This is a genomic window from Micromonospora auratinigra (genome assembly GCF_900089595.1).
In the GTDB taxonomy this organism is placed as follows: Bacteria; Actinomycetota; Actinomycetes; order Mycobacteriales; family Micromonosporaceae; genus Micromonospora; species Micromonospora auratinigra.
Genome location: NZ_LT594323.1, coordinates 3,187,231 through 3,210,647 on the forward strand (window position 1 = coordinate 3,187,231; position 23,417 = coordinate 3,210,647).

The window sequence follows — 23,417 nt, forward strand, 5'->3', positions numbered from 1 at the left end:
CCCTCCACTTCGCTCGCTCGATGAAACCGGGCGCAGCGTAGCGACGAGCACCGACAACACGGACGGATGCGGGACGGGCCGCCAGGTCCGCCCCGCATCCGTCCGGGTCGGTCAGCCCGCGACGGAGCGGAAGACCGGGTAGTAGCCGCCGGCCTGGCCCGCGGCGGTCGGGTGGTACGAGACGGTCAGGTTGAGGTAGTTCAACGCGTGCAGCCACTTCTCGCCGTAGCTGCAGAGCTGGTGCCCGACGAAGATCGAGCGGACGTCGGCGAACTTGAAGCCGGCCGAGGTCGCCGCGGTACGGGTGATGTCGTCGAGCAGGTTGATACCCTCGTTGATCTTCGCGCGGGAAGTCGCGCTGAGCCCGACACAGAGCGTGCCGAGCTGGTAGAAGACCGGGTAGCCGACCACCACGACCCGGGCGCTCGGCGAGCGGCCCTTGATGCCGTTGTAGACGTTGGCCAGCTTGGCCGGCAGCTCGTTGCGGGCCTTGTCCTCGGCCGCCTGCACGGCGGCGACGCACTGGGTCTCACCCTGGAGCACGCAGGTGCTCATGATGCTGGAGAAGCCGACGTCGTTGCCGCCGATGGTGACGCTGACCAGGGTGGTGGTCGAGGAGAGCGCCGCGAGCTGGCTGTTGATGACGTCCGCCGTGGTCGCGCCCGAACAGGCCACCGAGCGGTACGAGGCGGGCTTGATGTTCGTGTTGTACAGCGCCGGGTAGGCGTTGGTGCTGCGCAGGCAGGACCCGCTCTCCGAGGTGTAGCTGTCGGCGCCGACGCCGGAGGCGTACGAATCGCCGAGCGCGACGTAGCGGTCGGTGGCGGCGGCCTGGGCCGGGACGGCCAGCGTCAGCGTGACACCGAAGGCCGAGGCCAACGACAGGACGAGGGTGGCAAGACGGGATCTCCGCACGTCGCACTCCTGGGGGTGGGAAGTGGTGGTGCGAAATTGATATCAATAGATCGAACCCCGACGGAAGATCAACGATTCGCGGTCGCCGCCCATAGATCCATTTCGATACAAATCGTTGCCGACGCGAGAGTACCATCGTGAAGTTTTCCTACCGGGGACCGCCGCGCGACCATCCGGCGAACAACCCACCACAGTGGTCGGGAATGCGGTGCCGCCGGAACGGGTTGGCCGAGTCATGACGACTGTGGGACTGATCGGCAGCGGCAACATCGGCGGCACCGTGGCGCGGCTCGCGGTGGCCGCGGGCCACGACGTGGTACTCAGCAACTCGCGCGGTCCGGAGACGCTCAAGGAGCTGGTCGACGAGCTCGGCCCCCGGGCCCGCGCGGCCACCCCGGCCGAGGCGGCGGCGGCCGGTGACCTGGTGGTGGTCACCATCCCGCTGCTGGCCTACCGGCAGGTGCCCGCCGAACCGCTGGCCGGCAAGGTGGTCATCGACACCGGCAACTACTACCCGGAGCGCGACGGCCGGTTCCCCGAGCTGGACGACGAGTCCACCACCACCAGCGAGCTGCTCCAGCGGCACCTGCCCGGATCCCGGGTGGTGAAGGGCCTGAACAACATCTACTTCAAGCACCTGCTCGCGCTGGGCCGGCCGAGCGGCGCGGCCGACCGGACCGCCCTGCCGATCGCCGGTGACGACGCGGCGGCCAAGCGGAGCGTCAGCGCGTTCCTCGACTCGCTCGGCTACGACACGGTCGACGTCGGCCCGCTCGCCGAGGGCTGGCGGTACCAGCGCGACACCAGCGCGTACGCCGCCCTCTACGCGGCCGACCCGGCCGACTGGGAGCGGCCGGCGCCGGTGGACGCGGCGACGCTGCGCGCCGCGCTCGCCGCCGCCCGCCGCTACGCCGACAGCTGACCGTCCGCACCGGGTCCGGCCGCCGGCGCGGCGGCCGGACCCGGGACGGTACCGGGCCGGCAGACGGGTACGGCGTACAACTTCCTCGTCCCACCGCCGTCCGCGAAGGGCACCTCGATCTGCTCGCCGTCCTCGTCCTGGAAGCAGACGCCGGCCGAGGCCGCCACGAGCCCCGGTACGTCGACCCCCCAGGCCCGGGCGACCGCCCGCACCGTGACGTCCACCGGACCGGTGCCGCCCACCGAGTTCCACCAGTCGACCAGGTTGTAACCACCCTCGTCGTCGGAGCGTCCACCGGGAAGGTCCGGCCGGGGGCGGGGCAGGACGTCCTCCGGGTAGATCCACTCGGCCCACATGTCGACCACGGCCGCGTCCGGCGGCAGCCGGAGCCGGCGACCCGTCCGCCCGCAGAAGAAGACCACCTCGCCGTCGTCGTCGAGATAGGTCTGCACCACCTCCCCGTCCACCAGCAGCACCCGGTCGTGCCCGGCGGCCCAGCGGGTCACCTCCGCCGGCATGGCCAGCCGTCCCTCGACGACGGCACAGGGCAGATCCGGCAGCACCACGCCGAAGGAGTTGGCGGTGGCGCCGAGCGACAGTTGCGCCTGCGGGCGGTCCGCCAGATGCGGTCGCAGCGAGGTGGCCTGCGCGCCGACCCACCGGCGGAGGCTGTCCGGTGCGGCGAGCGTGAACGCGGAGAAGCGGTCCGCCTTCAGCGGATAGCCCTGGAACACGCCGACCGCCCCGTCGATCGTGTCGGCGTGGAAGCCGCCGACGTAGATGGACGCGCGTTGCAGGAACCTCGGGTAGTACCAGAGGTCGTCGCCCTCGTCGAAGACGAAGTCCGGCGTCATCATGGCCCGGCCCACCGTCTCGTCGTTCCTGCCCGACACCGGCGAGGCGTACCGGCAGAAGCCCTGCTTCATCTGGCTCAGGAAGCCGCTCATCGACGAGTAGCGACTCGACTGGTAGACCCGCTCGAAGAGCTCCTCCGGCGGGATGTGCCGCCAGTCGTTGGCCCGCACGATCCGGGTGCCCTCTGTCTCCCCCGGCCCCCGGACGTCGATGTCCACCTCGGCGAGCGCGCACAGGCGCAGGATCGTGCTGCGCAGCTCCTCGCCGACCGTCTGGTTGCGCCAGGGTGTGCCCAGGAACCCCTGGGTCGAGGTCGGTGGGTGCTTCAGCCGGGCCCGGACCACCGTGCCACCGAAGCGCAGCCGCTCACCCTCGTCGGCCACCCGGACCAGGGGCCGCCCCTTCAGCCCGGACGGGAAGTCGAGCACGTGGGTGTGCTGCGGTGGGTCGAAGTACTTGAGGCTGGTGACATGCACCTCGTCGGCCAGCATGAAGATCGCGAAGAAGCCGACGCCGAACTTGCCGGCCGGCTCGAAGGTGTCCGCCAACGGCCGGGCGTCCGGCCCCAGCGCTCCCTCGGAGCGCCATCCGGACCGACCGAAGTCGGTGAGCGAGGAGACCAGGGTATGCGCGTCCATGCCGATGCCGTTGTCCGCCACCGTCAGCCACCACTCGTCGCCGTCCCGCTGCGCCAGGTCGACGTTCACCACCGCGTCGCTCCCGCCGTACGCGGCCAGCCGGGCCCGGGTGGCGTCCGAGGCGTTGGCGATCAGCTCACGGACCGCCGCGATCGGCTGGTTGCCGTACAGGTACCGGCCGCCGAGGTTGCCGACCAGGTGTTCGACCTGGCTCACCCGCAGGCGCGCGTCGATCGGCTGCCAGCCGTCGGTCGGCACGAAGCTCGCGAACCGGGCCGGTGAGTCGGCGCCGGCCACCGAGCGTACGGCGAACCGGGGTTTGCCCAGGTCCGCGCAGAGCGAGTCGACCGCGCGCAGCTCACCGTCGATCATCTGCACCGTCTCGTACGCCAGCCACCAGGCGGACGCCTCCCGGTGCAGGAACGGCTCGGTCGAGGTGTACTGGAGCCGGTCGTCCTCGACCAGCGGCCGGGTCAACCGGGACTGGAAGTACCAGTGCTCGCCGGAGAGGTCCGGCGGCGTACGGAAGGCGTGCAGGAAGGTGGGTGCCCGCCGGCTGTCGATGTGCGCCGCGTCGGCCAACCGCAGCACGCACGCCACCTTCAGCGGGTCGATCGTCCACTCGGCCGGGTGCTGGGGCAACGATCCCCGCCGGCGCGCGAACCGGCCGGCGATCTCGTCGACGCCCCACCAGTGGCTGTGCGCGAGCGTGCCGATGAGCGGCCCGAGCGACTGCCGCAGCGCCGCGTCCTGGAGCAGGTGGAAGCTCGTCCCGCCCGGCACCGTGAAGGTCTCGGTGACCAGCCGCTCCGCCTGGGCCGCGTGCCGACGCCGCAGCAGCCGGACGATCGCCTCCTCCTCGGCCGACGCCCGGCTCTCCTCCGCGGTGGCCCCGGTGTCCTCGGCCATTCGCGCCTGGACCGACCGCACGGTGTGCTGGAACTGCGGGTCCGCCCGGATGGCCGCCGCGCCGCCCGGATAGGCCACCAGCCCCATGCCCAGGTCGTGCAGCAGGAACGCGCCGCCGAGCACGAACGCCTCGGCCGGGGTGAGCGGATAGTCCTCACCGCAGACCAGCGACGCGGTGTCCCACAACGAGTCAATGTGCGCGATCGAGTGGTCGGTGAACATCGGCATCGAGCGGGCGATCTCCCCGGCCAACGGCTCGACCGCCGCCCGGAACTGGAGGTACGCGGACCGCAGTCCGGCCCGCTCCGCCGCGGCCTCGTCGTCCTCCCGGACGCCGAGCGTCCGACGCCAGAGCGAGGTCTTCTCGAAGGAGTTCACAGCTGTCACCGGCACCCGTTCGCTGTCGGCCCCGAGCCACCGGAACACCGCTGCCGCCGACGGCCGTCGATCACGAAGGGGTCATGCTACCGACGGACCACAAGGGACGGTGCCGACGGTCGGATAGCTGACCGCGGGACCACCGCGTCGGCGATCAGCCGGCGGCGACGTCCACCGCAGGGTCGGCTCCGCGGTCCCGGCGAAGCCCAGCGACCGGTAGCGCGGCCGTCAGACCGGCCGGCGGCCGGCGAAGCCACACTCGGCGCGGTGGTACCAGCGCACGTCGGTGTCCCCCTCCAACCAGCACCAGAGCACCGCCCGGCCGTCCCGCTCGCCGGGGAAGTCGAGCAGCACCGGGGCGATCCCCTTGACCTGGATGTCGTGCTGGTGCAGCTCCTCCAGCACGGCGTGCAGCCGCGCCTCCAGGGACTTCAGCTCGGCCCGGCCGCCGAGCACGCTGACCCCGTGGTCGGTCAGGTCGGCCCGGAGTTCGGCCAGGTCGGCGCGGAGCCGGATCAGCTCGTCGACGCGCGGTCGCAGGGTGGCCACCAGGTGCCGCGCCTGGGCGAGTGTGAACACCGCGCCAGTATGCGCCACGACCACCGGCCACCCCCCCGCTGAGAGCCCCTCCCCCGCCGCACGGGCCGCCCCACCACACCGGGGCGCCTCATTCACGGAAAGAGTGGTTATGCGGGCCCGGATAACCACTCTTTCCGTGAATCAGCGTGGACGGAGCGCTCGGGGTGGGGGGCGGGGGGGCAGGTCAGGTCCGCCCGTTTCGGTAGCAGGAGTGGGGTGGCGAGCAGGAGCAGCCCGGAGACGGTGATCGCGGGCAGCGGCCCGATGCGGGTGGCGAGGAACCCCCAGAGCACCATCAGGGTGGCCTGCGCCAGCTTGCCGCTGACACTCCATGGGCCGATCACCTGGGCGGTGTGCCGGGCCGGAACCCGGCGCAGCCGCTCGGTGGCGGACAGCGGGTTGAAGACCCCCATGCTGGTGATCAGCAGCCCCTCCACCACGATCACGGTGACCAGCCCGGCGACGCCGGGCCGGACCAGGGCGAGCCCGAGCGGGAAGAGTGAACGCAGCCAGCCGGAGACGGCCAGCACCCGGTAGCGGCCGTGCCGGGCCACCAGCGGGGCGCAGAGCCGGGCGCCCACCAGGCCGCCGAGGGCCGGCACGCCGAAGGCGAGGCCGTACTGCCACGCCGGGTAGTGGTACCGGCCCAGCAGCAGGACGGCCAGCAGCGGTGCGGTGGCCATGATCAGGCCGCCGACCAGGATCGAGTTGAGGAACAGGCGCCACAGGACCGGGTCGGCCCGCACGGACCGCCAGCCGCGCAGCAGCTCCGCCGCGCGCGACCGGGTGCCCGGGTCCCGGGCCACCACCACGTCGTCGCCCCGGATGCGGCCGACCGCGAGCGCGGAGAGCAGGTAGCTGACGGCGTCGGCCAGCACGGTGACCACCGGACCGAGCAGCCCGACGAGCGCCCCACCGAGCGGCGGTCCGACCGCCACCGCCGCCCAGCTCGTGCTCTCGAACCGCCCGTTCGCGACGAGCAGGTCCTCGCCCTGGACGAGGTGCTTCAGGTACGCGCCGGAGGCGGCGGTGAAGGCGATCCCGGCGGCGCCGGAGACCACCGACACGACCAGCAGCTGACCGTAGCCGAGCAGGCCCGGGAGGTACGCGACCGGGACGCTGGCCAGCGCGGCGAACCGGACCAGGTCCGTCGCCACCAGCACCGGGCGTTTGGGCCGGTACGCGACCCACGGCCCGAGCGGGACGGCGACGAGGGCAGCGACGGCCAGGCCGGCCGCCTCCAGCAGCGACACCGCCACCGGCGACGAGTCGAGCACCCGGACCGCGAGCAGCGGGAACGCGCCGAAGGCGAGCCAGGTGCCGTAGGTGCTGACCGCGTAGGCCGCCCACAGCCAGCCGAAGGCGGCCCCCAGTCCGGTGCGCACGGTGCTCCCTCCCCTCCGCGACGGGTCGAGGTCGCATCAGATCGGCCGCACGGGCGCCGGCGCAAACAACCGCCGTCCGGCGCGCCACCACCATCGGTTGGGGCCGCCTAGGCTGGGCCGGTGGAGACCGAGGGGGTGCGGACGTTCGTCCGGGCGGCCGACCGCGGGCAGTTGCAGCACGCCGCCGACGAGCTGGGCGTGACCCAGCAGGCGGTCTCGAAGCGGGTCGCCGCGCTGGAGCGTGAGCTGGGCGTACGGCTGTTCACCCGGACCACGCGCGGGGTCGAGCTGACCCTCGACGGCCAGGCGTTCCTGCCGCACGCCCGGGGCATCGTCGCGGCGGTGGACCGGGCCGTCGGCGCGGTCCGGCCGGGCGCCCGGGCGCGGCGGATCGACGTGCTGGGCCGGCGCAGCGCGCAGGCCGTCGTGCTGCACGACCACTGGCGGTCGCGCCCCGGCACCGCCCTGGACGTGGTGACGCTACGGGTCGACGACCCACGGGTGGCGGCCGCCGCCGTGCGGGCCGGCGAGGTGGACGCCGCGTTCCGCACCGTCACCGATCCGGCCGCGCTGCCGCCGGAGGTGCGGATGGTCCACGCCTTCGACTCCCCGCTGGAACTGCTCGTCGGGCCCCGGCATCCGCTCGCCGCTGCCCGCACCCTGCGCCCGCACGAGTTGCGTGGGTGGCGGATCTGGGTGCCCGGCATCGCGCCCGGGAGCGAGTGGGGCGAGTTCTACGACCAGCTCGCCACGGCCTTCGACCTGAACGTCGACGCGACCGGCCCGCACTTCGGCGACGAGGTGCTGCTCGACGTGCTCGCGGACTCCGCCGACGTGGCGACCCTGGTCGGCGCGCGCGACCGCTACGTCTGGCCGGCCGGCCACGACCTGCGCCGGATCCCGATCGCGGACCCGACGCTGGCGTATCCGATCTCGCTGCTGCTGCCCCGGACGAACCCGCACCCGGGGCTCCGGGCGATCCTCGACCACCTGGCCGGCCTCCCCGCGCCGCCGGAGCCGGCCTGGCGGCCGTCCTGGGCGACGCCGCAACCCGGCGCCGGACACCGCCGGCGCTGACCCCGCCGCCGGTTCAGTCGGCCTGGGCGGCCAGCTCCCGGGCCCGGTCCCGGGCGGCTTCGAGGGCCGCCAGCATGGCCGCGCGTACGCCGTGGTTCTCCAGCTCCCGGATCGCGGAGATGGTGGTGCCGGCGGGCGAGGTGACCGCCTCGCGGAGCTTCACCGGGTGCTCGCCGGAGTCGCGCAGCATCACCGCCGACCCGATGGCGGTCTGCACGATCAGCTCGTGCGCCACCTGGCGGGGCAGCCCGAGCAGGATGCCGGCGTCGATCATCGCCTCGACCAGCAGGTAGAAGTAGGCCGGACCGGAGCCGGAGAGGGCGGTGACCGCGTCCTGCTGCGACTCGGGGACCCGGATGGTGGCGCCCAGCGGGGAGAACATCTCCTCGGCCAGGGCCAGGTGCGCGCCGGTGGCGTGGGCACCGGCCGAGATGGCGCTCATCGCCTGGTCCACCAGCGCCGGGGTGTTGGTCATCACCCGGACCACCGGGGTGCCCTCGGGCAGTCGCCGGTTGAAGAAGCTGGTGGGCAGGCCGGCGCAGAGCGAGATGACCAGCTTGTCGGCCGGCACCTTGGGGCCGATCTCGTCCAGCAGCGTGGCGGCGTCCTGCGGCTTGACCGAGACGGCCAGCACCGCCGCCTCGTCGACCGCGGTGAGGTTGTCCACCACCCGCACGCCGTACCGGGCGGTCAGCTCCTCGGCGCGGGCGGGCCGCCGGGCGGTGGCGAGCAGCCGGTCGGCCGGCCAGCCGGAGCGCAGCAGCCCGGAGAGCATCAGCTCCCCGATCTTGCCGGCGCCGATCACCGCGACCGTGTGCACCTCGGGTGCCATGACGTCGTGCCCCTCTCGCCTCGCGGCGGGGCGCGGCGGGCCCGTCGAACCCGCCGCGCCGCCGGCCGTCGATCAGCTGCCGAAGAAGACCTCGGCCTCTTCGTACCGCTCCAGCGGCACGGTCTTCAGCTCCCGGGTGGCGTCGGCGAGCGGGACGCGGACGATGTCCGTGCTCTGCATCGCGACCATCTTGCCCCAGTCGCCCTCGTGCGCCGCGTCGATCGCCTGCAGGCCGAGGCGGGTGGCGAGCACGCGGTCGAACGCGGTCGGGGTGCCACCGCGCTGGATGTGGCCGAGCACCACGGTGCGGGCCTCCTTGCCGGTCTTCGCCTCCAGCTGCTCGGCGAGCCACTGGCCGATGCCGCCGAGGCGGACGTGACCGAACGAGTCCAGCTCCTGGTTGTGCAGCACCATCTGGCCGTCGAGCGGCTGGGCGCCCTCGGCGACCACCACGATCGGGGCGTACTGGTGCTGGAAGCGCTTCTCGACGTACCCGGCGACCTGGTCGACGTCGAACTGCCGCTCGGGCAGCAGGATCACGTTGGCGCCACCGGCCAGGCCGGCGTGCAGGGCGATCCAGCCGGCGTGCCGGCCCATCACCTCGACGACCAGGGTGCGGTGGTGGCTCTCCGCGGTGGTGTGCAGCCGGTCGATCGCCTCCATGGCGATGTTGACGGCGGTGTCGAAGCCGAAGGTGTAGTCGGTCGCGCCGAGGTCGTTGTCGATGGTCTTCGGCACGCCGATGACGTTGACGCCCAGCTCGTGCAGCTTGGTGGCGACCCCGAGGGTGTCCTCGCCGCCGATCGCGATCAGCGCGTCCACGCCCTGCGCGGCGAGGTTTTCCTTGATCCGCTCGACGCCGTTCTCGATCTTGAACGGGTTGGTCCGGGACGAACCGAGGATGGTGCCGCCGCGCGGCAGGATGCCCCGCACCTCCGCGATGCCCAGCGGCTTGGTGAGGCCCTCCAGCGGACCCTTCCAGCCGTCCCGGAAGCCCACGAACTCGTGACCGTAGGTGGCGACGCCCTTGCGGACCACCGCCCGGATAACCGCGTTGAGACCTGGGCAGTCGCCGCCGCCGGTGAGCACGCCGATACGCATGATCTGCTCATCCTCCTGGAGCATCAGGTAAAGCCCGGATAAGCCCCAGGATATGTGTCAGATCAGACCATCGGCGCCATTGCCGGCCCGGGGCGGGCCGTCAGTGCGCACTGTAGTCGTCCTGCGTGTACGCCGACACCGCGCCCCGGGCCGTTCCGACCGACGGACGGAGCTACCGGTCAGTAGCTGACCTCGTGGTTCTGCCCCGCCTGCGGCGGCCGGCCGGTCACCGCCGCCTTGGCGAAGCCGAGCAGGTTGACCACCGCGCCACCCGGCGAGTCCCAGTACTCGGCCGAACTCGCGTGCACCTTGACCAGGGTCAGCCCGGGGGTGTCCAGACCGTCCGGGAACCACGCCTTGAGCAGCGGGTTCCACAGCCGCTCGGCCCGGGCCCGGTCCCACTCCTCCTGCGCGGTCCCGGCCACCGACACCCAGGCGTGGTGGCGCTGGTCCGAGAAGCCGACGTTGACCTGCGGGTTCACCCGAATCTGGCGGATCTTGGCGGAGTCCTCGTACGCGAAGAACCACAGGTCGCCGTCGAACTCCGCCTCCTGCAGCGCCATCGGCCGGCTGATCAACCGCCCGTCCACCCCGGTCGTGGTCAGCAGGCAGATCCGCGCGTCCCGGATCAGTTCGGTCACCCGGTGACGGGCCTCCTGGGCGGTGGTCGGCTCGTTGCTCATCGCGGTCCTCCCTCGGGGTCGGGTAGATACCGACCCGTGCCCCGGACAGAACCGGTCAAACCTGCCCGGCGCTCAGCGCGTCGTCAGCGCCCGCCAGCGGGCCAGGTTGTGCCGGGCGTCGACGAGCGCGTCGTGCCGCTCCGCGTCGGCGTCGGGCAGTCGCGGCCGACCCCGGTCGTCCCAGAGCTGGCGCAGCTCCTTGGTGAACCGGGGGATCTCCCGGGGCAGCGCCGGCATCGCCCCCCAGAGCTGGGCGAGCACCACGTGGTCGTACGCGGCGTACCAGGCCCAGAGCTCGATCTGCTCCCCCGGCCGGTCGCGGACCGGCTCCATCAGGAAGTCGTAGAGGTCGTCGCGGATCCGCTCCCGGGACCGCCAGGCCCGGTCGGCCGGCGAGGGGAGCTTGTCGAGGACGTTGCGACGCACCCAGGGCACGGCCCGGGAGTCGTCGAACTCGGTGGAGACCGCGTAGAACTCGCGGCCGTGTTCGTCGACGACGCCGATCGACACCAGGTCGACGATCCGGCCGTCCTCGATGAACTCGCAGTCGTAGAAGTAGCGGTAGACCATCCCCACCATCCTGGCCCACCGCCGGGCGGGCCCGACCGGCGGGGCGTCCGGCGAGGTCACCCGGCCGCCGCGCCGCAGCTCGGGAGCATCACGGAAGTGTCTCCAGGGGTGTACAGCAAGCGACCGGACCGTCATGATCTGATGTGTACGCCGCCGGACGCCGAACCGGTTCTGATGCCTCGTGCCGGGAATGACAGGTTCACCCGGTGTGCGAGTTGTGGTCCTTGACCGGGGAGGGGTTGGGCCGTGGAGATGCGCCTGCCGGAGCCGGGCGACGCGCTCACCGGCGTGGAGATGTTCGCCGGGCTGGAGCCGGAGGTGCGCCAGCGGGTCATCGCCGCGGCCGTGCCGCGCACGTACCGCAAGGGGCAGTTGCTCTTCGTGGAGAACGACCCCGGCGAGTCGCTGATCGTGCTGCGGCGGGGCGCGGTGGCGGTGTTCCGCACCGCGCCGACCGGCGAACGGGCCGTGCTGTCGGTGATCCGCCCGCCGGACGTGCTGGGTGAGGTCTCCCTGCTGGACGCCTCCACCCGCTCCGCGTCCGCCGAGGCGATCGAGGACTGCACCGCGCTGGCGCTGTCCCGCCCCGCCTTCATGGAGCTGGTGCACTCCAACCCGCGCATCCTCGACGCGGTGATGCGTTCGCTCGGCGGGCTGATCCGCCGGCTCACCGAGCAGAACGCCGACCACGTCTTCCTCGACCTGCCGGGCCGGGTGGCCAAGACCCTGGTCCGGCTGGCCGGCGAGAGCCAGGCCCCGATGATCACCATCGAGCTCAACCAGAGCCAGTTGGCCGAGATGGCCGGCGGTTCCCGGCAGAGCGTCAACCAGGCGATCGGCTCCTTCGCCAGCCGCGGCTGGCTGCGTACCGAGGGCCGCCGGATCGTGGTCACCGACGTGGCCGCGCTGCGCCGCCGCGCCGGGATGAACGACCGCTGACACGCGACGCGGCCGGGGCGACATCCGCCCCGGCCGCGCCGTCCGTTCAGGTCCGCCGGGTCACGGCGTGGTGCTGGTCGGCCCCGCCCAGTTGGTGCCGGTCGGTCCGGCCCAGTCGGTGCCGTCCTTGCCGCCGCCGGAGCCCTCCCCGACGATGCCCTCGGCCTGCAGCACCGCCAGGGTCGCGGCGTCCACGTCCACCGACTCCCCGGCCGAGTGCGCGATGCCGTCGCCGTCGGTCCAGTCGCTCTCCAGCTTCACGTACACCATCAGGTCCCCCTAGTGATCACGGTCTTCGTCGTCCGGCGGGCATGAATCTAGCTCCCGGCACGGCACCCTGACTGCCCGGATGAGTGTCCACAAGCCAACAGCCCGGTACCTGACAGTGCCGGGGGCCGGGATACTCGGCGTGGACGCCGCGGGGGGCGGCGCCGCGGCCGGGACCCGGCCGGTCGATCCACCCACCGGAGGGTGTCATCTCCGCGCAGTGTGACCGTTGTGGACGTACCGCCGCCGACGGCGACCGCTTCTGCGGTGGCTGCGGGGCGGAGCTGGGCGCGGTCTGCCCGCACTGCCTGCGCCCGCTCGCCACCGACGTCGCGTTCTGCACCTCGTGCGGGTCGCCCCGGGCCGGCGCCAAGCAGCCGGCCCCCGCGCCGCAGGAGGACCGGCGCCGGGTCAGTGTGCTCTTCGTCGACCTGATCGACTTCACCCCGTACGTGGAGCGGGCCGACCCGGAGCAGGTCCGGGGCATGCAGACCGGCTTCTTCTCCGCCGCCAAGCGGGTCGTCGGGCAGTACGGCGGCGTGGTCGAGAAGTACATCGGCGACGCCGTGATGGCGCTCTTCGGCGCGCCGGTGGCCACCGAGACCGACGCGCTGCGCTGCGTGCGGGCCGGCCTGGAGCTGCAACGGGTGCTCACCCGGTTCGCCCCCGCCGGCCGGGACGAGCTGCGTTTCCGGGTGGGGGTGGCCACCGGCGAGGCGCTGGTGGACGTGGCCGCCGCCCGCGACGGCGGGCAGGCCATCGTGGCCGGCGACGTGGTCAACACGGCGTCCCGGATGCAGTCGGTGGCGCCGCCCGGCGGGGTGCTGGTCTGCGGCGTCACGCACGCCCTGACCAAGGACACCATCCGCTACGAGGAGCAGCCGCCGGTCACCCTGCGCGGCCGCTCCACCCCGACCGAGGTCTGGCTCGCCCTCGCCCCGGTACGCCGGCAGCCCACCGACCGGGAGCCCGACACCACTCCGCTGATCGACCGCGAGCACGAGCTGGGCATGCTGGTCAACGCCCTGCACCGGTCGCTGCGCGACCGGCTGCCGCAGGTGGTCACCGTGTTCGGCCGGGCCGGCATCGGCAAGAGCCGGCTGGTACGCGAGCTGCACCGGCACGCCGGCCGGCTGGTCGACGAGCCGCTGACCTGGCGTACCGGGCGGTGCCCGCCGTTCGGCGAGAACGTCACCTTCGCCGCGCTCGCCGACATCGTGAAGACCGAGGCCGGCATCCTCGACACCGACCCGGCGTCGGCGGCGTCCCAGCGGCTCGCCTCGGCGGTCGCCGAACTGGTCGGCCCGGCCGAGCGGGACCGGATCTCCGACGCCCTGCGTCCGCTCGTCGGGCTGGCCGGCACCACGATGCCGGCCGAGGAGGCCGAGTCGGCCTGGCGGCGGTTCCTGCTGGCGCTGGCCGCCCGCCGGCCCACCGTGCTGGTCTTCGAGGACCTGCACTGGGCCGACGACGCGATGCTGCGCTTCGTCGAGCTGCTCGGCGCCGCCGCCCGCGACGTCCCCCTGCTGCTGCTCTGCACCGCCCGGCCGGAACTGGTCGACCGGGACCCGCACTGGGCGGGGACGATCACCGGCTCGGTCACCATCACCCTGCCCCCGCTGCGCGACACCGGCATCGCCTCGCTGTACGCGCACATGTTCGGCCAGGCGGCGTTCCCCGCCGAGATGCTCACCCCGCTGGTCGAGGTGGCCGGCGGCAACCCGCTCTACGCCCACGAGTACGTCCGGATGCTCATCGAGCAGGGCGCGCTGCGCCAGTCCGGGCGCGGCTGGTCCCTGGAGAAGCACCTCGACCTGCCGATGCCGGAGAGCGTGCACGCGGTCATCGCCAACCGGGTGGACCTGCTCGACGCCAAGGACCGGGCGGTGCTGCTGGCCGCCTCGGTGGTGGGCGTCCAGTTCTGGCCGGGCGCGGTGGCCGCCGCGCTGGGCCAGCCGGTCGAGTCGGTGGAACGGGCGCTGCGCCGGCTGGAGCAGCGCGACTTCGTGCACGAGCAGGCGGCGTCCACGATGGCCGGGCAGCCCGAGTACCGGTTCCGGCACGTGCTGGTCCGCGACGTCTGCTACCAGCGGCTGCCGCGTACCGAGCGGGTGGCCCGGCACGAGCGGACCGCGGACTGGCTGGACGCGCTCTCCGCCAGCCGGGACACCGACCTGGCCGAGGTGCTCGCCCACCACCGCTGGGCGGCCCACGAGATCGCCCGGACCCTCGGCATGGACACCCACCGCTACGCCGGGCCGGCACGGACGGCGCTGCACCGGGCGGCCCGTCGGGCGTACGCGCTGCACGGGCTGGAGGCGGCGGCCGCGCACGCCGGCCGGGCGCTGGGCCTGGCGGACGACACCGACCCGGTCGGCCGGTTGCAGCTCGAACTGCTGAGCACGGAGATCTCCTTCTACCGCGACGGCAACGGGTTCCTCTCCGGCGGCGGGCCGGAGCAGTTGCACGCGCTCGCCGACCGGTTGCTCGCGCACGGCGACGACGCCTGCGCCGCCCGGGCCTGGACGCTGCTCGGTCAGGCCGCCTGGCTGCGCGCCGACCGGACGGCGGCGGTGGCCTGCCTGGACCGGGCGGTGACGCTGTTCGCGCCGCTGCCGGACAGCCAGCAGAAGGCGGACGCGCACGCCGAGCTGGGCCGGCTGCACATGCTCAACTACGAGCGGGACGCGGCGGTGGCCGCGGCGGAGACGGCCGCCGCGATCGGCGAGCGGCTCGGCCTCGTCGAGATCAACATCAACGCGCGGATCACCGCGGCGACCGCCCGCTACCAGTCCGGTGACCGCTCGGGGCTGGACGAGCTGCACTCGCTGACCGAGACCAGCCGGACGCAGCAGCTGCTGGCGCTGCCCCGGGCGCTGCAGAACCTCGCCTTCGCGCTGCGCGAGGAGGGTGACTGGCTCCGCTCCGACGCCCTGCTGAGCACCGCGCCGGAGGCGAGGGGAAGCGGGCAGACCCTGGCCACGAGCTACTCCGGCGAGGCGATGCGGGCCTACTTCGACGGCGACTTCGCCCGCCTGGTCACCGCCGCCGACGCGTTCGTGGACACCCCGACCGGCGGCTGGGACATGCAGGTCCGGGGGCTGCGTTCCTGCCTGCTGGTGTTGCGGGGCCAGCCGGTGCCGGTGGCGCCGCGCCCGGCGCCCGGACAACGCGCGGCCGGCGACGCCGAGACGGCCCCGCACCGGGACGACGTGGCCGCGGCACTGGAGAGCGCCCGGCGCAGCGGCTTCCACCGGCCGCACTGGACGATGCTGGGCATGGCGGCGCTCTGCCGCGCCCTGCAGGGGCGTACGGCGGAGGCGGCGGAGCTGGTCGACGAGCTGGCCGGCTCGTGGTCGGCGGTGCCGGCGCTGGCCAGTGGCGAGTGGATCGCCGCGGCCGCGTACGCCGGCGCCCTGGTCGGTCGGGACGCGGCGGTGCGGGTCCGGACGATGCTGGACCGGGTCGGGCACCGGACGCCCTGGTCGGAAGCGGCGCTGCGCACGGTCACCGGGGCGCTCGCGGCGGCCGACGGCGACCACCGGCGCGCCGGTGAGCTGTACCTGGCCGGGGCGGAGATCTACGCCCGGATCCCGGACGTCACCGACCGGATGCTGGCGCTCGCCCTGGCCGCGGCGGAGCTGGACCGGGCCGGCGACCCCGGGGCCGCGGCGCCGCTGGCCGAGGTACGCGCGTTCGCGCAGCGCAACGACGCCCCCGGCCTGCTGGCGCTGGCCCTGCGCCCGGTCCCCGACCCCGGCCCCGCCGTCGCCTGCTGACCCCGCCCCGCCCCGCCGCGCCCGCCCGCGGGCCGCTAATTCACGGAAAGGGGCCTTAAGCGCGCGGGGATAAGGCCACTTTCCGTGAATTAGCGCTACGGCGGGGGGCGGGGCGGGGGTCAGGCGGGGACGGGCTGCTTCGGTTGGGCCTTGGCCTTCTGGGCGTAGGTGTCGACGTACTCGCGGCCGGAGAGCTCCATCAGCTCGTACATGATCTCGTCGGTGACGGCCCGCTCGACGAACCGGTCGCCGGTCATCCCGGCGTACCGGGAGAAGTCGAGCGGCGCGCCGAAGCGGATCCGCACCCGGCCGAGGTTGGGGATGATCTGACCGGTCGGCTGGATCTCGTCGGAGTTGAGCATCGCCATCGGCACCACCGGGGCGCCGCTCTCCAGGGCGAGCCGGGCCACCCCGGTCTTGCCCCGGTAGAGCCGGCCGTCGGGCGAGCGGGTGCCCTCCGGGTAGATGCCGGCGATCCCGCCGGAGCGCAGCACCCGCAGCTGGGTGTCGAGGGCGGCCCGGGCGGCCCGGCCGCCGGAGCGGTCGACCGGGATGGTGCCGGAGCCGACGAAGAACATCTTGGTGAGCCAGCCCTTGATGCCCTTGCCCGTGAAGTACTCCGCCTTTGCGATGAATGTGACTTTTCGCTTGACGATGAGCGGAGTGAAGATCGAATCCGAGAAGGAGAGGTGGTTGCTCGCCAGGATGACCGGGCCGGTCTCCGGGACGTGCTCGAGCCCCTCGACCTGCGGGCGGAAGATCAGCCTCAGCAGCGGGCCGAGGATGATGTACTTCAGCAGCCAGTACAGCACCGGGGTCCTTCCAGGGGCGCCGGGCGCCGCCGGCCCACGCCCGGACCGCGCCCGGGGCGCCGTCGGCGAGCGGGAAACTGTCGGGGAGAAGCCTACGAACCGGGAGCGGCACGCCACAACGCACTCCCGGAACCGGGCCTCGACGTGTCACGATTCAGGGCACGACGTACGGGGCGTCGGGTCGACAGGCACGCAACGGGTGCGGCGAGGAGGTGCCGGTGTCAGCGGGTGGCCCCCGTCGGGGACGACGGGACAACGGGCTCGACGCGGCCGAGTACGCGGTCGCGGGCGACGTCGATCCGCGCGTCGGTGAGCATCTGCTCGACGTGCTGGCCGCGGGCGGCATCGCCGCCTACCTCCAGCCCTCCGCCGACCTGAACCCGGTGACCCGCACCACCACCGTGCCGTCGCGCCCGGTCGACCGGCTCTACGTCGACCGGTCGCACCTGACCACCGCCCGCGACTACCTCACCCAACTGGCCGACGAGAACGACCCCGAGCCGCCCCGGGACGACGAGCCGGACATCGAGGCCGAGTGGGCGAAGATCGTCGCCGGCTTCCACCTGACCCCGGACGCCGGGACCCACCCGTGGCCCGCCGCCGAGGACGTCGACGACCCGACCGACCCGGTCGACCCAACGGCCGGCCCCACCGGCGGCGGGGGTGGCCGCGCGGAGGAGCCCGCCGGCCCGACCGCCACCGACGTGCGCCGGCTGCCGTACGCGGCGGACGTCTCGGGGGTCTCGGTGAGCCCGGGCCGACCGGACGAGCCGTCCCTGCTGGACGGCCTGGACACCTTCGGCGCCGGCCTGCCCGACGAGGAGGAGCACTACACCCCGCCGCCTCCACCGCCGCTGCCGCGCTTCTCCAAGTACGCGGTGGTCGGCGTGCTCTGCATCGTGCTCGGCTTCCTGCTCTTCCTCTCCCCCACGCTGCTGTCGACCGTCGACCCGTCGGTGGTGACGCTCTTCGGCTTCACCGGCATCCTCGCCGGCTTCGTGATGCTGATCTGGCGGCTGCGCCCGGGCGACTCCGACGACGACGACCCGGACGACGGCGCGGTCGTCTGACCGCCGCCGCCCGGATGGCGGGACGCCGCCCGCCCACGCGCGGGCGCGTAACAGCGGTGTAACTTACTGTCAGTAGGAATACCGCTGTACGTCACTTCCCGCACCGGCTGTCCGGATTGTTCCTCACCCCGGTGGCCGGTCTCTGCTGATCGGATACGCCCGAGATGCGACAGAGTCCCCTCGTGGTGGTGGCCAACCGCCTCCCCATCGACGACAGTGTGGCCCCGGACGGGGCCTGCGAATGGCGCCGCAGCCCCGGCGGCCTGGTGAGCGCCCTGCACCCGCTGCTCCGGCACACCCCGGCCACCTGGGTCGGCTGGGCCGGTGGCACCGGGCCCGCCCCGCACCTGCCCGACGTGGACGGCGTGCGGATGCACACCGTCCCGCTGAGCGCCGACGACTTCCGTGACCACTACGAGGGCTTCGCCAACGCGACCCTCTGGCCGCTCTACCACGACGCGGTCGAACAGCCCGAGTACCACCGGCGCTGGTGGGACGCGTACCAGCGGGTCAACCAGCGGTTCGCCGAGGCCGCCGCCGAGGTGGCCGAGCCGGACGGCCTGGTCTGGGTGCAGGACTACCACCTGCAGCTGGTGCCGGGGCTGCTCCGCCGGCTCCGCCCGGACCTGCGGATCGGCTTCTTCCTGCACGTGCCGTTCCCGCCGCCGGAGCTGTTCATGCAGCTACCCCGCCGCGCCGAGCTGCTGCGCGGGATGCTCGGCGCCGACGTGATCGGCTTCCAGCGGGCCCAGGCCGCGCACAACTTCGCCCAACTGGTGGCGAAGGTGCTGGAGCTGCCCGCCACCGACCGGCAGGTCACCGTCGACGACCGGGTGGTCCGGGTGGGCGCCTTCCCGGTCTCCATCGACGCCGCCGAGATGGCCGCGCTGGCCGCCCGCCCCGAGGTCGCCGACCGGGCCCGGCGGCTGCGCCAGGATCTCGGCGAGCCCGAGAAGGTCATCCTCAGCGTCGACCGGATGGACTACACCAAGGGCATCGAGCAGCGGCTCAAGGCGTACCGCGAGCTGCTGGCCAGCGGGGACGTCAAGGTCCGCGACACGGTGCTGATCCAGGTGGCGGTGCCCAGCCGGCAGCGGGTCGCGCAGTACCAGATCCTCCGGGACCGGGTGGAGCACCAGGTGGGCCGGATCAACGGCGAGTTCGGTCGGGTGGGCGAGCCGGCCATCCACTACTTCACCCAGCCCTTCGACCGCGCCGAGCTGACCGCGCTCTACCGGGTCGCCGACGTGATGGCGGTGACCCCGCTGCGGGACGGGATGAACCTGGTCGCCAAGGAGTACGTGGCCGCCCGGGTGGACGACGCCGGGGCGCTGCTGCTCAGCGAGTTCGCCGGGGCGGCCGCCGAGCTGGAGCAGGCGTACCTGGTCAACCCGCACGATCTGGAGGGGCTCAAGCGGGAGCTGCTGGCCGCGCTGCGGGCCACCCCGGAGGACGTCACCACCCGGATGCGGGCGATGCGCGAGCAGGTGCGCCGGCACGACATCCACGCCTGGGCCCGCTCGTACCTCACCGTGCTGGACACCGGCGGCGCGCTGCGCGACCGGCTGGTCCCGGCCGACTGACGCCGCGGGGCCCGGCGCCGGGGGCCTCAGCCGGGCGCCGGCGCCGGGTCCTTCTCCAGCCAGTCGAGGATCGCGTCGATCGGCTCCCGCCAGCGGGCGTCGAGCATCAGGTCGTGCCCCATCCCGGGGAAGAGCAGCGGGGCCGAGGCGTACCGGCGGGCGGCCCGGTTCAGCGTGGCCGGCGGCACCACCCGGTCGTCCGGGCTGCCCAGCACCAGCACCGGGGGACGCCCCACCGCCGGCTCCGGCTCCCGCCCGGTGAGCAGCTGCCACTGCGCCCGGCGGCTGGCCCGGCCGAGCCGGGACAGGTACCGGCGGGCCTCGGAGTCGGGCAGCTCCCGGCTGAACAACTGCCGGCGGTTGAGCCGCAGCCCGGCGCCGAGGACGGCCGGCAGCGTGCCGACCGGGTTGCGGCGCAGCGCGGTGCCGAACGTCGCCCAGCCGCCGAGCACCGGCGCCACCAGCACCGCCGCCCGGGCCGGGTAGCGGGCCAGCGCGTGCGCCACCACCCGGGCGCCGGCGCCGTGCCCCACCAGCACCGCCTGCCGGGGCAGGCTCGCCGCCACCTGGACCACGTCATGGGTGTACGAGCGCAGCGTCGCGTCCGGCGCCGGCTCGCTGCCACCGTGCCCGCGCAGGCTCAGCGCGTACGCCGGGAAACCGCGCGCGGCGGCGTGCTCCAGCCAGTGCTCGGCGAACGCCCACGCCCCGTGGCCGAAGCCGGGCACGAAGAGCAGCGGCGGCTTCGCCTGCTCCAGCTCGGGCTCGGCGGAGAGCACCTCGCGGCGGGCCGGCCGCTCCGGGCGGGCCCACTCCCACGCCCGGACGACCCGGACCCGTTCGGCAGTCACGTGACCGGCCCTCCGTTCGCGGTGGCCCGAGCCGTCCCGTTCACTTGCCCTCCAGTTCGTACAGGGCGCGTTGGAGCGCGCGCAGGTAGTCGGCGTGGCCGACCTCGAACCAGTGCCGGGTGCTCTCCTTGACCCGACCCGAGTACCGCTCGCCGAGCCCGGCGGCCACCCGGCGGTCGAACGCGGCGGCCCGCTCCGGCCGGCCGGTGCGCAGCGTGAGCAGCCGGGCGAAGAGCACGCTCTGCCAGTGCGAGATGGTGAAGATGCCGGAGTCCGGCTGCACCAGGCCCACCACGGCCAGCGTGGGGTGGCCGGCGGCGAACGCGTTGAGCCAGAGCCGGGGGCGACCCGAGTTCTCCTCGTCGCCCAGCACCCCGCCCTCGACGAACTCGAACCGGGGCAGGTAGCCGGTGGCGAAGACGACCAGGTCGGGGTCGATCTGCCGGCCGTCGGTCAGCTCCACCGCGCGGTCGTGGAAGCGGGCCACGTCGGGCACCGGGGTGACCTCGCCGTGGCCGACGTAGTAGACCAGCTGGCTGTTGGCGATCGGGTGCGTCTCGTACACCCGGTGGTCGGGCCTGGGCAGGCCGAAGCGGGTCAGGTCGCCGACGGTCAGCCGCAGCGTCCAGTGGTAGAGCCACTGCCGCACCCGCAGCGGCACCCGCAGCGCGAGCAGGGTGTCGTTGACCTGGTCGGCCGGGCGGCCGAAGACGTACTTCGGGGCGTACCAGTAGCCGCGGCGGGTGGAGTGCCAGCAGCGGGACGCCTGCTGCGCCGCCTCGACCGCGATGTCGCAGCCGGTGTTGCCGGCCCCGACCACCAGCACCCGCTTGCCGCGCAGCTGCGCCGGGTCCTTGTAGGACGAGGCGTGCATGACCTCGCCGCGGAACTGCTCCAGCCCTTCGTACCGGGGCAGCTTCGGTGACCAGTTGTGCCCGTTGGCCAGCACCACCGCGGCGTACCGCGAGGTGCGTTCCGGGCCGTACCCGCCGGTGCTGCGGGTGGTCACGTCCCAGCGGTCGCCCGCGACCGGCTCGACCCGGACCACCTCGGTGCCGAACCAGATGTGCTGGCGCAGGTCGAAGTGGTCGGCGTAGCGCTCGAAGTAGGACAGCAGCTGGGCGTGGTGCGGGTAGTCCGGCCAGTCGTCCGGCATCGGGAAGTCGGGGAACTGGGTGAACGGGCGGGACGAGATGAGGTGGGTGCTGGCGTAGACCGGGCTGCGGTCGTGCCGCCAGTTCCAGGCCCCGCCGACGCCGGTCTCCCGCTCGTAGCAGTCGACGCCGAAGCCGTGTTCGCGCAGGTTCTTCACCGCGGTGAGGCCGCTGGCGCCAGCCCCGATGACGCAGACGGTGTCACCCCGGTCGGAGACGGGGCGGCCGTCCCGGGTCAGGGTGACGGTCAGGTCCGGGTCGGGGTGACCGAGGTCGGTGGAGGAGGACACCGGGAGATCTCCTTTGTGCGGCACGCGTGCCGGGTCGGTGCGAAATCCTGCCGAGAATGCCCGCCGTTGTCCAGCCGCCCCGGCGAACCGGCCCGTCCCCGCGCGCGCGTCACCCCGGTGCGGCGGGTCGGCCGCAACCTCAGTCGGCGGCGGGCAGCAGCAGGTCGACCAGGATCGGGAAGTGGTCGCTGGCCTGCCGGGTGCGCGGGGTGTCCACCACGTCGTAGTCGACCACCTCGACCCGCGGGTCGACGAAGAGGGCGTCGATCCGCCGGCGCGGCTGGGCGCAGGAGTAGGTGTGCCGGTCGGCCCGGTCCATCGCCACCGCCGCGTCGGTCAGTCCCTCGGCGACGGTCCGCCACGCCGGCCCGTCCGGTCCCTCGTTGAGGTCGGCCCCGGCGACCACCGGCAGCGTCGCCGCGGCCAGTTCCCGCTTGAACGCCGCCGCCTGCGCCGGCCGCTCGGCCGGGTCGGTGGAGAGGTGGGAGCCGGCGAGCAGGAACCGGCTCCCACCCACCAGGCACTCGGCGTACGCGGCCCCGCGCAGGTGCCGTCCCGGGGTCAGCGGGTAGCGCTCGCACCGGGTGCCGAGCACCCGCACCCGCAGGCTGGTCAGCAGCAGGTTGCCCAGCGAGGGCAGGCCGCCGGCCGCCACCACCAGCCCGAACGACTCGGCCAGCGTGGCGGTCTTCTGCCGCCACCGGAACCGGCGCGGCCCTTCCTGGACGATCACCACGTCCGGCTCGGCCGCGCGGACCACCTCGGCCAGCGCGGCCGTGTCGTCCCGCTGGCTGTGGATGTTGTACGACACCACCCGCAGGGGCACGCCGCCCGGCACGTCAGATCCGCCGGGCCAGGTCGGCGGCGCCGATGACGCCCGCGGTGTTGCCCAGCTCGGCCGGGCGCACCTCGGCCACGGGCAGCCGGCTGCGTTGGGCGAGCGCGTCGTTGAACGACCGGCGGGTCGGGCCGAGCAGCAGGTCACCGGCGTCGATCACGCCGCCGCCGACCACCAGCACCTGCGGGTCGAGGATCTGCGCCATGTCCGCCAGGCTGGTGCCGAGCCAGCGGCCCACCTGGGCGAACGCCTCGGTCGAGACGGGGTCCCCGCCCTTGGCGGCGGCGGTCACCATCGGGCCGGTGACCGCCTCGGCCTCGCCCCCGGCCAGCTCCAGCAGGGCGGTGGCCCGGTGCGGCTCCTGGCGGGCCGCGGCACGGGCGAACCGGACCAGGGCGCTGCCGCTGGCGTACTGCTCGATGCAGCCCAGCCGGCCGCAGCCGCACTGGTGGCCGTCCGGCACGGTCAGCATGTGCCCCAGCTCGGCCGCGATGCCGTTGGCGCCGCGGACCAGCTCGCCGCCGAGCACGATGCCGCCGCCGACGCCGGTGCCGATGGTGAACATGACCATCGAGTCCTCGGCCTCGCGGGCCGCGCCGTAGCGGAACTCCGCCCAGGCCGCCACGTTGCCGTCGTTCTCGACGATCGTCGGCAGGCCGGTGGCGTTGCTGACGTACTCGCGCAGCGGTTCGTCCCGCCAGGCGAGGTTCGGGGCGAAGAGCACGGTGGAGCGGGAGGCGTCGATCCAGCCGGCCGCCCCGATCCCGACCGCCTCGACCTGGTGGCCGGTGGCCAGCTCGGAGACCAGCTCGATGATGACGTCACGGGTCTTGGCCACGTCGTCGGCGGGGGTGTCCCGTCGCGTCTGCACGAGTACCTTGCCGGTGTCGTCCACGACACCGCCGGCCACCTTCGTGCCACCGACGTCGACTCCGATGGTCAGCGTCACCGCTGCCACTCCCCTCTGCTGTGCTGCCCGACATCGGCCGA

20 protein-coding genes are annotated in these 23,417 nt (G+C 73.7%); 6 read left to right on the forward strand and 14 right to left on the reverse strand.

Going from position 1 to position 23,417, the window contains the following annotated elements; genetic code table 11:
- Positions 1-111 precede the first annotated feature (111 nt).
- Positions 112-915, reverse strand: coding sequence for an SGNH/GDSL hydrolase family protein (locus tag GA0070611_RS13970; protein ID WP_091663954.1), 804 nt, complete (start codon positions 913-915; stop codon positions 112-114).
- A gap of 235 nt (positions 916-1,150) precedes the next feature.
- On the opposite strand from GA0070611_RS13970, the gene GA0070611_RS13975 reads away from it, so the two are divergent.
- On the forward strand, positions 1,151-1,837 hold the full coding sequence (locus tag GA0070611_RS13975; RefSeq protein WP_091663957.1) for an NADPH-dependent F420 reductase: 687 nt from the start codon (positions 1,151-1,153) through the stop codon (positions 1,835-1,837).
- Here the strand turns inward: GA0070611_RS13975 and GA0070611_RS13980 are convergent.
- The 3 genes from GA0070611_RS13980 to GA0070611_RS13990 all read right to left on the reverse strand — a co-directional run bounded on the left by GA0070611_RS13980 (position 1,822) and on the right by GA0070611_RS13990 (position 6,581).
- Entirely contained in the window at positions 1,822-4,626 is a 2,805-nt protein-coding gene (locus tag GA0070611_RS13980; RefSeq protein WP_157740315.1) for an HD domain-containing protein, read from the reverse strand. The two genes, GA0070611_RS13975 and GA0070611_RS13980, sit on opposite strands and share 16 nt — an antisense overlap.
- 219 nt (positions 4,627-4,845) lie before the next feature.
- Positions 4,846-5,196: a DUF2203 domain-containing protein gene (locus tag GA0070611_RS13985; RefSeq protein WP_091663963.1), complete on the reverse strand. Its 351-nt coding sequence runs from the start codon at positions 5,194-5,196 to the stop codon at positions 4,846-4,848.
- A 107-nt stretch (positions 5,197-5,303) separates the two neighbouring features.
- On the reverse strand, positions 5,304-6,581 hold the full coding sequence (locus tag GA0070611_RS13990) for an MFS transporter (protein ID WP_091663966.1): 1,278 nt from the start codon (positions 6,579-6,581) through the stop codon (positions 5,304-5,306).
- A gap of 120 nt (positions 6,582-6,701) precedes the next feature.
- On the opposite strand from GA0070611_RS13990, the gene GA0070611_RS13995 reads away from it, so the two are divergent.
- Complete coding sequence (locus GA0070611_RS13995; protein WP_091663970.1) at positions 6,702-7,658, forward strand: LysR family transcriptional regulator; 957 nt, start codon at positions 6,702-6,704, stop codon at positions 7,656-7,658.
- Between the two features lie 13 nt (positions 7,659-7,671).
- Here the strand turns inward: GA0070611_RS13995 and proC are convergent, their stop codons facing one another.
- The 4 genes from proC to GA0070611_RS14015 form a co-directional block, all read right to left on the reverse strand.
- On the reverse strand, positions 7,672-8,490 hold the full coding sequence (proC, locus tag GA0070611_RS14000) for a pyrroline-5-carboxylate reductase (protein ID WP_091663974.1): 819 nt from the start codon (positions 8,488-8,490) through the stop codon (positions 7,672-7,674).
- A 72-nt stretch (positions 8,491-8,562) separates the two neighbouring features.
- Positions 8,563-9,591, reverse strand: a complete 1,029-nt coding sequence (locus tag GA0070611_RS14005; protein ID WP_091672898.1) for a 6-phosphofructokinase — start codon at positions 9,589-9,591, stop codon at positions 8,563-8,565.
- A 179-nt stretch (positions 9,592-9,770) separates the two neighbouring features.
- The gene (locus tag GA0070611_RS14010; RefSeq protein WP_091663978.1) at positions 9,771-10,274 is read right to left on the reverse strand and encodes a pyridoxamine 5'-phosphate oxidase family protein; all 504 of its coding nucleotides are present in this window, start codon (positions 10,272-10,274) and stop codon (positions 9,771-9,773) included.
- Positions 10,275-10,346: 72 nt separating this feature from the next.
- On the reverse strand, positions 10,347-10,844 hold the full coding sequence (locus GA0070611_RS14015) for a polyadenylate-specific 3'-exoribonuclease AS (RefSeq protein WP_091663983.1): 498 nt from the start codon (positions 10,842-10,844) through the stop codon (positions 10,347-10,349).
- Positions 10,845-11,090: 246 nt separating this feature from the next.
- On the opposite strand from GA0070611_RS14015, the gene GA0070611_RS14020 reads away from it, so the two are divergent.
- On the forward strand, positions 11,091-11,783 hold the full coding sequence (locus tag GA0070611_RS14020; protein ID WP_091663987.1) for a Crp/Fnr family transcriptional regulator: 693 nt from the start codon (positions 11,091-11,093) through the stop codon (positions 11,781-11,783).
- A 60-nt stretch (positions 11,784-11,843) separates the two neighbouring features.
- On the opposite strand, the gene GA0070611_RS14025 is transcribed toward GA0070611_RS14020, so the two are convergent.
- A complete protein-coding gene (locus GA0070611_RS14025) occupies positions 11,844-12,053 on the reverse strand; it encodes a hypothetical protein (protein ID WP_091663990.1) in 210 nt (69 codons plus the stop codon).
- Positions 12,054-12,259: 206 nt separating this feature from the next.
- Here GA0070611_RS14025 and GA0070611_RS14030 point away from each other — a divergent pair, with 206 nt between their 5' ends.
- Positions 12,260-15,829, forward strand: a complete 3,570-nt coding sequence (locus GA0070611_RS14030) for an ATP-binding protein (protein ID WP_231921508.1) — start codon at positions 12,260-12,262, stop codon at positions 15,827-15,829.
- A 119-nt stretch (positions 15,830-15,948) separates the two neighbouring features.
- On the opposite strand, the gene GA0070611_RS14035 is transcribed toward GA0070611_RS14030, so the two are convergent.
- On the reverse strand, positions 15,949-16,641 hold the full coding sequence (locus tag GA0070611_RS14035) for a lysophospholipid acyltransferase family protein (protein WP_091663998.1): 693 nt from the start codon (positions 16,639-16,641) through the stop codon (positions 15,949-15,951).
- A 218-nt stretch (positions 16,642-16,859) separates the two neighbouring features.
- Here GA0070611_RS14035 and GA0070611_RS14040 point away from each other — a divergent pair, with 218 nt between their 5' ends.
- Both GA0070611_RS14040 and GA0070611_RS14045 read left to right on the forward strand, forming a co-directional pair.
- Positions 16,860-17,711: a DUF308 domain-containing protein gene (locus tag GA0070611_RS14040; protein WP_091664002.1), complete on the forward strand. Its 852-nt coding sequence runs from the start codon at positions 16,860-16,862 to the stop codon at positions 17,709-17,711.
- Positions 17,712-17,875: 164 nt separating this feature from the next.
- Positions 17,876-19,294, forward strand: coding sequence for an alpha,alpha-trehalose-phosphate synthase (UDP-forming) (locus GA0070611_RS14045; RefSeq protein ID WP_091664006.1), 1,419 nt, complete (start codon positions 17,876-17,878; stop codon positions 19,292-19,294).
- A 26-nt stretch (positions 19,295-19,320) separates the two neighbouring features.
- Here the strand turns inward: GA0070611_RS14045 and GA0070611_RS14050 are convergent, their stop codons facing one another.
- From GA0070611_RS14050 to GA0070611_RS14065, 4 genes are all read right to left on the reverse strand, one after another.
- The gene (locus GA0070611_RS14050) at positions 19,321-20,145 is read right to left on the reverse strand and encodes an alpha/beta hydrolase (protein ID WP_091664009.1); all 825 of its coding nucleotides are present in this window, start codon (positions 20,143-20,145) and stop codon (positions 19,321-19,323) included.
- A gap of 40 nt (positions 20,146-20,185) precedes the next feature.
- Positions 20,186-21,589, reverse strand: coding sequence for a flavin-containing monooxygenase (locus GA0070611_RS14055; protein ID WP_091664014.1), 1,404 nt, complete (start codon positions 21,587-21,589; stop codon positions 20,186-20,188).
- Positions 21,590-21,728: 139 nt separating this feature from the next.
- Complete coding sequence (locus GA0070611_RS14060) at positions 21,729-22,427, reverse strand: endonuclease/exonuclease/phosphatase family protein (RefSeq protein WP_091664018.1); 699 nt, start codon at positions 22,425-22,427, stop codon at positions 21,729-21,731.
- Between the two features lies 1 nt (position 22,428).
- Positions 22,429-23,376: an ROK family glucokinase gene (locus tag GA0070611_RS14065; RefSeq protein ID WP_091664023.1), complete on the reverse strand. Its 948-nt coding sequence runs from the start codon at positions 23,374-23,376 to the stop codon at positions 22,429-22,431.
- Between the last annotated feature and the right edge of the window lie 41 nt (positions 23,377-23,417).

Excerpts from the sequence above, each read along its gene's own strand:
- GA0070611_RS14045 (WP_091664006.1), top strand. The coding sequence starts at position 17,876 with ATGCGACAGAGTCCCCTCGTGGTGGTGGCCAACCGCCTCCCCATCGAC.
- GA0070611_RS14005 (WP_091672898.1), bottom strand. The coding sequence starts at position 9,591 with ATGCGTATCGGCGTGCTCACCGGCGGCGGCGACTGCCCAGGTCTCAAC.
- GA0070611_RS14025 (WP_091663990.1), bottom strand. The coding sequence starts at position 12,053 with ATGGTGTACGTGAAGCTGGAGAGCGACTGGACCGACGGCGACGGCATC.
- GA0070611_RS14010 (WP_091663978.1), bottom strand. The coding sequence starts at position 10,274 with ATGAGCAACGAGCCGACCACCGCCCAGGAGGCCCGTCACCGGGTGACC.
- GA0070611_RS14015 (WP_091663983.1), bottom strand. The coding sequence starts at position 10,844 with ATGGTCTACCGCTACTTCTACGACTGCGAGTTCATCGAGGACGGCCGG.
- GA0070611_RS13975 (WP_091663957.1), top strand. The coding sequence starts at position 1,151 with ATGACGACTGTGGGACTGATCGGCAGCGGCAACATCGGCGGCACCGTG.
- proC (WP_091663974.1), bottom strand. The coding sequence starts at position 8,490 with ATGGCACCCGAGGTGCACACGGTCGCGGTGATCGGCGCCGGCAAGATC.